The organism is Shewanella polaris, from assembly GCF_006385555.1.
GTDB classification, from domain to species: domain Bacteria; phylum Pseudomonadota; class Gammaproteobacteria; order Enterobacterales; family Shewanellaceae; genus Shewanella; species Shewanella polaris.
On record NZ_CP041036.1, the window covers coordinates 1637141 to 1648013 of the forward strand.

Annotated in this window: 10 protein-coding genes; 3 read left to right on the forward strand and 7 right to left on the reverse strand. The window is 40.5% G+C overall.

The features are described from left to right. Window positions 1-3: 3 nt before the first annotated feature. The 3 genes from FH971_RS07215 to rmuC form a co-directional block, all read right to left on the reverse strand. The gene (locus FH971_RS07215; protein ID WP_137221459.1) at window positions 4-915 is read right to left on the reverse strand and encodes an AAA family ATPase; all 912 of its coding nucleotides are present in this window, start codon (window positions 913-915) and stop codon (window positions 4-6) included. A gap of 273 nt (window positions 916-1188) precedes the next feature. Then, a complete protein-coding gene (locus FH971_RS07220) occupies window positions 1189-3117 on the reverse strand; it encodes a transglycosylase SLT domain-containing protein (RefSeq protein WP_137221457.1) in 1929 nt (642 codons plus the stop codon). A 126-nt stretch (window positions 3118-3243) separates the two neighbouring features. Continuing rightward, window positions 3244-4740 carry a DNA recombination protein RmuC gene (gene rmuC, locus FH971_RS07225; RefSeq protein WP_140233849.1) on the reverse strand — a complete coding sequence of 499 codons (1497 nt, stop codon included), beginning with the start codon at window positions 4738-4740 and terminating at the stop codon, window positions 3244-3246. A 307-nt stretch (window positions 4741-5047) separates the two neighbouring features. Here rmuC and msrP point away from each other — a divergent pair, with 307 nt between their 5' ends. Continuing rightward, window positions 5048-6085, forward strand: coding sequence for a protein-methionine-sulfoxide reductase catalytic subunit MsrP (msrP, locus tag FH971_RS07230; RefSeq protein ID WP_140233850.1), 1038 nt, complete (start codon window positions 5048-5050; stop codon window positions 6083-6085). Continuing rightward, entirely contained in the window at window positions 6085-6690 is a 606-nt protein-coding gene (gene msrQ, locus FH971_RS07235; RefSeq protein WP_137221451.1) for a protein-methionine-sulfoxide reductase heme-binding subunit MsrQ, read from the forward strand. Before msrP ends, msrQ begins: the two co-directional genes overlap by 1 nt. A 37-nt stretch (window positions 6691-6727) precedes the next feature. On the opposite strand, the gene FH971_RS07240 is transcribed toward msrQ, so the two are convergent. Then, window positions 6728-7057: a hypothetical protein gene (locus tag FH971_RS07240; RefSeq protein WP_137221449.1), complete on the reverse strand. Its 330-nt coding sequence runs from the start codon at window positions 7055-7057 to the stop codon at window positions 6728-6730. A 446-nt stretch (window positions 7058-7503) separates the two neighbouring features. On the opposite strand from FH971_RS07240, the gene FH971_RS07245 reads away from it, so the two are divergent. After that, window positions 7504-7968 carry a lysozyme inhibitor LprI family protein gene (locus tag FH971_RS07245; RefSeq protein WP_140233851.1) on the forward strand — a complete coding sequence of 155 codons (465 nt, stop codon included), beginning with the start codon at window positions 7504-7506 and terminating at the stop codon, window positions 7966-7968. A 36-nt stretch (window positions 7969-8004) separates the two neighbouring features. On the opposite strand, the gene FH971_RS07250 is transcribed toward FH971_RS07245, so the two are convergent. From FH971_RS07250 to FH971_RS07260, 3 genes are all read right to left on the reverse strand, one after another. Next, a complete protein-coding gene (locus FH971_RS07250) occupies window positions 8005-8181 on the reverse strand; it encodes a DUF6435 family protein (RefSeq protein ID WP_140233852.1) in 177 nt (58 codons plus the stop codon). A 359-nt stretch (window positions 8182-8540) separates the two neighbouring features. Beyond that, window positions 8541-9746 (reverse strand): MFS transporter, encoded by a 1206-nt coding sequence (locus tag FH971_RS07255; protein WP_140233853.1) that lies wholly within the window; start codon window positions 9744-9746, stop codon window positions 8541-8543. 125 nt (window positions 9747-9871) lie between these two features. After that, window positions 9872-10867, reverse strand: coding sequence for a response regulator (locus FH971_RS07260; RefSeq protein ID WP_206194448.1), 996 nt, complete (start codon window positions 10865-10867; stop codon window positions 9872-9874). Between the last annotated feature and the right edge of the window lie 6 nt (window positions 10868-10873).

Below are 10873 nucleotides of genomic sequence, written 5' to 3' on the forward strand. Positions count from 1 at the left end.
GGGTTAACGAATTGGGTTAACGCTGGCGAGGATAGTGTCAGACAAGGCTTGGCCTTGAAATTGACTACTACTGCGAATGCGATGTTCGGCAACTGAGGCAAATACCGCTTGAATGTCTTCGGGTACCACGTACTGACGTTGGTTGATAAAAGCCCATGCTTTAGCGGCTTGTAGCAGAGCAATACTGGCGCGCGGCGATAAACCGTTGGCGGTATTGTGTTGCCGAGAATAATCGACCAAGGCAATTAAATAATTCAGCACAGCATCAGATGCCGACACTTGCGCCACTTGTTGTTGCAGTAACATTAACTCTTGCGGGGTTAAGCATTGTGATAATGATGCTGGTTTATTGGCTTGAGTGCGCGACTTTAACATGGCTAACTCGGCTTCTGCGCTGGGATATCCGATGGAAATCCGCATCATAAATCGATCGAGTTGTGATTCTGGCAACGGGAAGGTACCAGCTTGATCAACCGGATTTTGGGTGGCAATAACAAAAAACGGTGAACTCAGAGGGTGGGTGATGCCATCGATAGTAATTTGTTGCTCTGCCATGGCTTCGAGTAAAGCACTTTGGGTTTTGGGGCTGGCGCGGTTAATTTCATCGGCCAACAACATTTGATTAAATATCGGGCCTTTATGAAATATAAACTGTTGTTGTTCTTTACTGTAGATGGACACGCCAAGAATGTCAGCCGGTAGCATATCGCTGGTAAATTGGATCCGCTGGTAACTCATGCCTAAACTGCTGGCAATGCCCTGGGATAAGCTGGTTTTGCCCATACCGGGTAAATCTTCAATCAGTAAATGACCTTTGGCGAGGATACAAGCGACGGCAAGTTTTATCTGCTCAGGTTTACCTAGCAGAACTTGGCTTAGTTGGTTAAGTAATGTTTGAATTGTTGATTGCGACACGAAAACTCCAACTGTTGGTAATAAACCGTTGTGGGTTTATTAGAGGCCACTGTGTAGTGATGTTTTATCATTATGGTTTACTGGTAAGATCTATCGTGATTGTGTTTAAAGATTGATGTTTTATAAACGTGATGAGCTAAAGCATCAATAAACCTTACACATACTGGGCTAATGTTCTTATTATGCGATTAAAATCATACGTTACCTTGCTCACCCGCATTAAGCAAAAAAATACCGCCAGATAGCGGCGGTATCGGTAACAATTAATAAGCTTTAATAACGATAGCTAAATTCTTTTTCGCTAAACATCCCTTCAGTTGATGTGTTCTTTTGTTGGAATATCATTCGATAACTCAGTACCGCTTGAACATATTCGCGGGTTTCAGTATAAGGAATTGTCTCAATAAAACTCATCACATCTAAGCTTCCATTAGAGGCTCTTAACCAGCGTCTAACGCTACCAGGGCCGGCATTATAAGCTGCTGTTGCTAGCACGCGGTTTTGATTAAACTGTTTAAGTAACTCACTGTAATAAGCACTGCCTAACATAATGTTCACTTTAGGGTCGTACAGATCTTTAACATTATTAAACCGGATTTTGTTCTTTTTAGCCGTTTGTTTGGCTGTGGCTGGCATTAACTGCATTAATCCTCGGGCACCTACACCTGAGGTCGCGTATGGATAAAATGCACTTTCTCGACGAGAAATAGCCCGGATTTCATCAATATTCACTGCATACTTTTTGCTGGCTTTAACGAATTCATCGTTGGATGCCGCTGGAAAACGTAGTGCTATTGAATCCCATAACTTGCCTTGAATACTAGATTCAACACTGAATGCATGCCAGCCGTTGTTCAAGGCAAATAAACCATATTGTGCGGTCATTTCAGGGGTATGGCGGCGCATTAAATACAGCCATTCGTTACGGGCATCAATTTGCTTATCTAAAGCCATTAATTCAACCACGCGAGCAAGCCCAGGGTCTTGGTTCAATGCGGCTTGCAACTCTGGATTAGGCGTTAAATTATCATCATTCATCGCCAGAGGTTTGCCTAAGGCTTCTGCTGCATTAAAACCGTAGAAATTACGTTCGCCACTTAAGGTTGATTGTAATTGAGTTGCACGGTTTTTGTCATGACGAGAGGTCATCTTAGCTTGCCAATATTGCCAGCGTGGATCAGCTTTGCCTTGATCGCTTAATAGGGCTAAATATTTATCTATTGTGTCTAAGTCTTGCTCACGAATGGCCCAACGCAGGCGCATTTCATATAAATCATCAGATTGAAGTAATGGCAGCATGGCATCAATATGCGACACCAATTGTTGGTCTTGCTTAATTAGTGCTCTACGAACTAAATAGCGATTAAGTTGGCGACCGGACGCGTCGCTAAAACGATTTGTTTTTTGGTATTTAACATACAATTTAATGGCTTGATGTAAATGTTTGCGAGCCAACTTACGCAGTCCAGCATCAACAATATCGCCAATGATAGGCTTGGAACTGGAAAATTTCTTCATATGACGCAAAATGTTGGGATCGCGATAAACCGACAATAGTAATTTGGCTTCACTTTTATGTTGGGTGATTTTTTGCGATAAATAGCTTAATAAACTTGACTGATTAGCATTGAAGCTCAACAGCATACGTGCCCATATTAATTCTTGGGTGCGATAACCGGCTTTAGTCCATTGATTAATCACGGCATCACATTCTTTAGGACGAGAATAACCGTGAACCCATATACGTTCTACACCCTTGTATGCCATGGCTTTATTACCGGCATCAAGTTGTGCTTGGTAGTAATAACATTGCAGGCGGATATCATTTGGTGTGTCTGGCGAAATCACTAAAAAATCTTGCCAATGTTGTTTTTTACCCGCATTAAGCAGGTATCGATAACGCAGATTATTGTAAAGTGGCGTGGTATCGAATTGGTTGATTGCATTGAGCGCTTTGTCACCAGGAGATTGCACTATGCTGTCTACATTTGCGTGGTAGTCAAGATAAACCGTTAATGGATAGTCGGCGAGTTTTTTGCGTAAGGCTTGATATTTATCGTGTTGTTTTTTATCCAATGCTTGGCGAGCATCAAGGTAAGTTTGCTGCTGCGATGTCAACGCATGCGCTTGGCTAAGAAAAGCCAACGATGTGCTAAGTAATAATGCGCCAGTAATAAAAGTGTTTGCCCAAGTGTTACGCATTTAAATGAGAATCTCCGCCGAAGTGTTTCGTTTGCTATCAGTGTTTGTTGTATAAACTGTTTTACGCTAGTTAATGACAATGAGATTTGTTACCTAAATAAAGGTTAATCATCACTCATCTATTGATTAGCCATTACTTTCATGTTTCTCGACAGACTCATCAAGTGCTCGATTGAGCAATTGTTTGTCTATCTGTTTACTGGTATCAACGCCTAATTGTTGCATATGATGGGCTTGCCTAATGAGGTTGCCTTTACCTGAAGACAACTTGGACATCGCATTTTGATAGCTTTTATCTGCGGTGTCTAAGGCGCGGCCGAGTTTATCCATATCTTCTAGATAACCACATAATTTGTCATAAATGCGGCTGGCTTGTTTAGCAATGTTTTGCGCATTTTGGTTTTGATATTCATAACGCCATATATTATTAATCGTGCGTAAGGCCACCAGTAAATTGGTTGGGCTTACCAGCATGATATTTTGCTCTAGGGCGAAATTAACCAAGCTCGGATCGTATTCTATGGCCAGTAAAAATGCCGGCTCAATGGGAATGAACATTAGCACATAGTCCAAACTTTTGAGACCATGTAGTTTGTGATAATCTTTTTGACTAAGGCCTTTAATGTGCTGCCTAATCGATAATGCATGTTCTTTTATCGCTTGGTCACGAATGTCTTTGTCTTCGCTATTAAAGTAACGTTCATAACTGACTAATGACATTTTGGCGTCGATCACCACGTCTTTTTGCTCGGGTAAATGGACGATAACGTCAGGCTTAAACCGCTTGCCATTGTCGTCTTTTAAATCTTGTTGGGTTTGGTACTCGTGGCCTTCACGTAAACCACTTTCTTGTAATACCCGCTCTAAAATGACTTCCCCCCAATTACCTTGCTGCTTGTTGTCACCTTTCAATGCTTTCGTCAGGTTAATTGCGTCTTGGCTCATTTTTAAGTTGAGATCGCGTAAATTATCTAATTGATGTTTCAATGCGCTACGTTCAGATTGCTCATGAGTATATGACTCTTGAATTTGACGTCTAAAGCCTTCTAACTGTTGTTTTAGCGGCCCGAGCACACCGTCCATTTGTGAGACGTTTTGTTGTTTAAAGCTTTCACTGCGTTCTTCAAAAATACGATTAGCAAGGTTTTCAAATTGCAGTTTAAGGCGTTCCTCTGCAGACTCGAGCAAGACGATTTTATCTTGTAATGATTTTTGTTCTGTTTCTGCTTTAACCAGAATGGTTTGTTGCACAGCGTTAGATTTGGCTAAATTGAGCTGTGACTCCATTAAACGATGTTGGGCTTCGAGCATTTGTTGTTCAACAAGATTAACTCGGTCGGCTTTGGTTTCTGCGCTAGAAAGCTGGGCAATCAAATCTTCTATTTTGCTTTGCAGATGATTACTGTGATCAATCTTATCATCGAGATTATCTTGTAATCTCGACATTTCAATTTGAACTTCATTGAGTTGTTGGAGTGTTTGCTGTTCATGTTGCAGTTTGAGCTGCTCCCATCGTTGACGTGTTAAGCGTTGATTGATTAGGGCGCCAATAAGAAAGGCGAGTAATGCAACAGCAACCAAAGCAGCAATTTGAGGAGGCGTTAATGACACAGCAAAAGGCATAACAAAAACCGATAGAAAATAATAGCTAAGGGTCGCACGGCTAATAAACGCCTGCAAGGGGTAAACTAAGGATTTAATGAAATAGTGGATAATGATTAAAATTAAATCTAAGCGTAATATCAGTTCGTATTAGTCGTAAAGTTGCAGGCATTTATGTGATCTTTATTGATAAAGACAGATTGAAGATATTTTTAGTATTTTTTTGCGGTCAATTGCAATAAAAGCCTGATTTTGCCTGTCTATTGAGTAGCGTAAGGCAGATGATACTAATACTTGGCTGTCGATAAATATTTTAACGAGGTGATTTATGACCGGTAAAAAAGGTTTTACTCAAGGCATACATAAACGTGCTTCTTGGCATATTCCTGATAACCAAGTTACGCCTGAATCGGTATTTAATGATCGTCGTAACATCATTAAAGCTCTAGGGTTAGGTGCATTGGGAGCGAGTTTGCCGGGTCAGGTTCAAGCCGGTATTTTTGATTTATTTGGCGAGCAAAAAGCGCAAAATCCTTTCGTGACTCAAGGCCTGCAATACGCTACTCCAGCCAAGTTTGTATTACCTAATCCGAAAACACCTGAAGATAAAGTGATTCGTCATAATAATTTCTATGAATTTGGTGCCAGTAAATCGGACCCATTTGATAATGCACAAGGTTTTAAGGTTGATCCTTGGACGTTAACTATCGACGGTTTAGTCGATAAACCGATTACTCTAGATTTACATGAACTGACCACTCGTTTTGCCCTTGAAGAACGCACTTATCGCTTACGCTGTGTTGAAGCATGGTCGATGGTTGTTCCTTGGGTCGGTTTTTCGTTAGCCAGCTTACTTAAACAAGCAGGCGTGCAAAGTAATGCGACCCATATTGCCTTTGAAACGCTATTTGACCCAGACCAAATGCCAGGGCAAAAGAGCCGGTTAATGGGCGGGGGGATCCACTATCCTTATGTTGAGGGCTTAACAGTTGCTGAGGCAATGAACGATTTATCGTTTTTAGCCGTAGGCTTATACGGTAAAACCTTGCCGCCCCAAAATGGTGCTCCAATCCGCTTAGTCGTGCCTTGGAAATATGGTTTTAAAAGTATCAAGTCTATTGTGCGGATTCGGGTGATGGATAAACAGCCTCCGACAAGCTGGAATCAATTGGCCTCAAGTGAGTATGGTTTTTACGCCAATGTAAACCCAGAGGTTGATCATCCTCGTTGGTCGCAGGCATCTGAACGCAGCATTGGTGAAGGCGGTTTATTTTCTGCTAAACGTATCCCAACCCAAATGTTTAACGGTTATGGTGATTCAGTGGCTGATTTATACAAAAATATCGATTTGAGGAAATTTTATTAATGCGGATTAGCCCTCGAGGTCTGTTTTGGTTAAAGGTTTTGTTGCATATTAGCTTTTTATTGCCAGCCTTTTATCTCGTGGCGCTAGTATTAACTGACAACGCGGGTGGCGATCCGGTGCAGTATATTATTCACTACACCGGCATGGGCGCGATTAATAGTTTATTAGTGACTTTGCTTATTTCACCCATAGCCAAACGATTTAAAATAGCGGCGCTGATGCAAACTCGTCGTTTGGTAGGCTTGTATGTTTGCGCTTATGCGCTATTACACATAAGTGCGTTTATTAGTTTAGATTTACTGTTTGCGTGGGGTTTATTGTTCGAAGAAGTGATTAAGCGGCCCTATATTTTGGTCGGTGCTGCAACCTTGATTATCATTTTGTTACTGGCGATTACCTCTTTGAATCGTATAAAGCGCCGTATGGGTAAGGGCTGGCAATCATTGCATAATTGGATTTATGTGGCAGCAATACTGGCACCAATCCACTTTTACTGGTCAGTAAAGTCGGAAATTATCGAACCCAGTATTTATATTGTACTCTTTGCGGCCTTGTTATTTTACCGCAAAGACAGTATTTATAAGTGGTTGAAACCGAACAAATAATGTTAGCAGAGCTTTTATGCTAGCTTCATAGTTTATGCTAACGTCTTAATTTATGATTGAGGCCGTTAGTTGAAAACGCCGCAAACACAGTAAATGCCATTACCGATATCATAATAATTGCCAACCTTAACCAAGGTTGTTCAAGTGACATACGCATGTCGATAAAGTTAAACGTAGAAACTGACCATACAAATACCACACTGATCAGTAAACCGAGTTTGAGTAATGTGTGTATAAATGCATGCCTAATTAATAACAGCAAGGGTAAGCTCACGGCTATGATGGCCAATATATGTTGATCAAATCGTAAAAAATGTGCGCCCAATAATAAGTAAGCCAAGCTGATAATGGTTACTCGCCACCACATAAAATCCTCCTCAATAACCTGCCATAACCAATGTGACCACTAACGGCATAAAAGTGTCATCATTAACATAATATCTTGCGTCAAATAACATTACAGTTGACGTTAATTTGTACAGAATAACGCTGAATTAAAGGTCGTTTTTGACTATTAGTCACAGATTATTAAATTAACATGTCTGTTTTCCTATTTTTACTGATTAATTTATCATCATTAATGATGTTTTTCATCCAAAGTCGTTCGTTAAGGATTAAATGATGTTTGTTGCCATTATTCTGTTACTTTTCTCTTGTATTACTTCGCTTGATGGAATTAATCCGCATTACTATTGTTAATAAACCTAATGGCGAGCTTAATATAGAATAGTTGAATTATTTGTGTCTTTAGTGACCCATCACTTAACTCAAATTGAGGTTAAATAGATTGAAAAACAATATGGAGTTTCAATAATGAAAAATGTTGTAATCTTTGGACTATTGGTTTGCATCATGGTGCTAAATGGTGGGAGCTGGGCGCAAGAGATTGTTCAAACAGAGACAGTCCGAAATGAAATGCCTCATAAAGCAACGGCTGATTGCAATGATCCCGTTAATACGCGTGAAATGAATGTCTGCGCTAGACAGAAAACCGATGAGGCACAGCTTAGGTTAGATAAATATATCGCTAAAGCTAATGAGCAATATCATGATGATCCAAAGGCGGTAGAAGCACTTCAGCTGTCGCAACGAGACTGGTTAACGTATCGAGAGTCTTACTGTAATGCTATATATCAATTGTGGCGAGATGGCAGCATTAGAGGCGTAATGTACCAAGGATGTATGCTGCAACTTACAGTGCAGCGCACTCATAATATTTGGCAGGACTATTTAACGTTTATGGACTCTAGTGCGCCGATATTACCTGAGCCGCATTAATTATTGACATTAATCAGATGTTTTCATAAACGACGGTTATTTACTGGTAGCTTCTAAAGCCGTTATTTTATCCCAAATCTGTTCTGATTCAGCCGTGAGTAATGAATAGGTTTTGATATCGCCTTTACGCTGGGCTTGCATGGCTTGTTCAAGTATTAAATCATAGCTTTTACGTAATTTTTTGACTGGATTTGGCTTAAAGAATGACAACATATTTTGCCTCTATACAATTGTGAATGTGATTGTGAATGTAATTGAGACTCTACTGATGAATCTTGTTTTTAAATACGACGTAAATTAGCTTTTAGTTCAATAATGCGATGTGATTTATAGTTAGTTTTATATTTGCTTTTTATACTTTACATAAAATTATTAACTGTTGGCATTATCAATAAAAATGTCATTACTTGGTAAGCTATGCAAAAGGAATGCTGGTTAAAATGTTATTTTTTAGAAGTTTAAACTGGATTGTTTAAGCTTTAATTATCAGATTGTTACTTTACCTTGGAGTGTATTTCACTCCAAAGTAAATCATTTTCGGCTCGTATTACATCTTGTTATTGGCAATGAGATTACGCAGAACACTGCTCTAGTTGAGCATTTTTCTTACTCATTTGCAGATAACTTAACAGCCACATCATTAAGCCGCCGGCAAATAGCACTGCTGCTACATAACCAGTCTCGTTAGGCATTGCCCCTTGTGCGATAAACATGCCGCCCACCCAAGGGCCGATAGCATTGGCGGTGTTAAATGAACATTGTACTAATGCACCTATCATAGCGTGACCATTTGGCGATACGTCCATCAGTAAGGTTTGAATGAGTGTCGCTAAACCCACACTGCAGCCTATAAAGAAAATCACCGTATACAATAACCAAATATTATGGCTGGCACTGACGTAGGCAAGCGAAAATATAATCGTACAAACTAAAGCGATACCGGTGGTTTTTAAGGCGGCGCGATCGGCTGCTTTGCCTAATACATAGTTACCTAAGGTACAACCAATACCAAACATAACCATTGCGATTGAAATTGTGTATGCCGGTGTTTCAGTCACCACTAAAATGGTATCGGCGATGTAAGTGTAAATACAAAATACGCCACCAAAGCCAATAATGACAATGCCAAGAATTGACCAGACCAATTTATTCTTTAACACGCTAAACTCATTGATTAAATTTGATGGTTGGTTGTTTTCAATTTTTGGGATCACCACATATACACATACTAATGCAATTAAGGCGAGGACAGATGCACCCGCTAAACAATAACGCCAACTTAAGTTTTGGCCGACTAAAGTGACAATTGGAACCCCTACAATGGTGGCTATGGTTAGGCCCATAAATACTTTAGACATGTAACTTGCGCGTTTATTTTGAGGGGCAATATCGGCAGCCAATAAAATAGCGGCACCAAAATAAGCGCCATGGGGCAGGCCACTTAAAAAGCGAAATACAATAAGCTGCTCAAGTGAGGTTGCCATGGCACTTAAGCCATTAGAAATAAACATTAATGTTAAAAATATTGTTAAGGCATGACGTTTTTTCATGTTGGCTGTTGTCAACATTAAAATAGGTGCACCTACAACAACCCCTATCGCATAAGCACTAATAGCATAACCACTTTGTGACGGTGTTGAGGCAAATGTCTCGCTAATTAATGGCAGCATTGGCATCATCGAAAACTCTGATAATCCTAATATAAATGTGCCTAAAGCTAATACTAGTAAAATGGCGGTGGTGTTCAGTTGGCTAGGTAATGCTGCAGCCGATGTCATAAAAAATCCTATTGAAAATAAGGGAGTAGGGTGAATTGAACCATTAAGCGATTGAAGTCAGGTAAAACCTAAACACTAATTGGCCCGTTAGTGCACAACTAAACTAACGGGCCAATTACGGTCTATTAGTCTTGCCAGCGTTGCTTAATGTATAAAATGCTGGGCAAAGATTGCTGAAATAGTGTCACTAACTGCGGGTCAAAATGTATGCCGCTTTGGTCATGTAAAAATGCCATGGCTTTGTCGACAGTCCATGCTTCTTTGTAAGGGCGTTTACTGGTGAGAGCATCAAATACGTCGGCAATTGCCACAATACGTCCCTCAATAGGAATATCTTCACCTTTAAGTCCATGAGGGTAGCCGCTGCCATCCCACTTTTCATGGTGAGTCATCGCGACTAATTTGGCTAAGGCGATTAAATCTGAATCTGATTCACCTAGAATTTCGGCACCGATTTCAGGGTGCTTTTTCATGATGGCAAATTCTTCAACGGTTAGCTTACCCGGTTTAAGCATAATGCTGTCGGGAATACCTATTTTACCAATATCGTGCATTGGCGCTGCATGGAGTAAATTGTCGGCGGCCGATTTTGATAGGCCATAGGCAAGAGCAATAATTTTAGAAAAATGGCTCATGCGCATCACATGCATACCGGTTTCATTGTCTTTGTATTCTGATGCACGCCCTAAACGTTGAATGACTTGTAAGCGGGTACGGCGCAAGTCTTCAGCTTGCACTAAAGATAAATGAGTACGAACACGTGCCTTAACCACTGCAGGTGACACGGGTTTAGTGATGTAGTCTACTGCGCCCATATCAAAGCCTTTAGCTTCGTCAACTTCGTCACTTAACGCCGTCACAAAAATGACAGGTACAGCTTTGGTGCGTTGCTCTGTTTTAAGTTGCTGGCAGACTTCAAAACCGGTCATACCCGGCATCATCACATCTAGCAAAATCAGATCAGGCAAGTCGCGTTCAATTAAACGCAGAGCTTCTTCGCCACTTTTTGCGAAAATTAGTCTGTACTGATCCTCAAGCATTTTCTTTAACACTCTGAGGTTAGCGGGTTCATCGTCGACAATAAGAATTGTCGGCATACGGTCTTGGTTGCTATATATCATTCAATT

What these genes read in the sequence shown, in the direction of transcription:
- FH971_RS07220 (WP_137221457.1), bottom strand. Translation starts at nt 3,117, where the DNA reads ATGCGTAACACTTGGGCAAACACTTTTATTACTGGCGCATTATTACTT.
- rmuC (WP_140233849.1), bottom strand. Translation starts at nt 4,740, where the DNA reads ATGCCTTTTGCTGTGTCATTAACGCCTCCTCAAATTGCTGCTTTGGTT.
- msrP (WP_140233850.1), top strand. Translation starts at nt 5,048, where the DNA reads ATGACCGGTAAAAAAGGTTTTACTCAAGGCATACATAAACGTGCTTCT.
- msrQ (WP_137221451.1), top strand. Translation starts at nt 6,085, where the DNA reads ATGCGGATTAGCCCTCGAGGTCTGTTTTGGTTAAAGGTTTTGTTGCAT.
- FH971_RS07240 (WP_137221449.1), bottom strand. Translation starts at nt 7,057, where the DNA reads ATGTGGTGGCGAGTAACCATTATCAGCTTGGCTTACTTATTATTGGGC.
- FH971_RS07245 (WP_140233851.1), top strand. Translation starts at nt 7,504, where the DNA reads ATGAAAAATGTTGTAATCTTTGGACTATTGGTTTGCATCATGGTGCTA.
- FH971_RS07250 (WP_140233852.1), bottom strand. Translation starts at nt 8,181, where the DNA reads ATGTTGTCATTCTTTAAGCCAAATCCAGTCAAAAAATTACGTAAAAGC.
- FH971_RS07255 (WP_140233853.1), bottom strand. Translation starts at nt 9,746, where the DNA reads ATGACATCGGCTGCAGCATTACCTAGCCAACTGAACACCACCGCCATT.
- FH971_RS07260 (WP_206194448.1), bottom strand. Translation starts at nt 10,867, where the DNA reads ATGATATATAGCAACCAAGACCGTATGCCGACAATTCTTATTGTCGAC.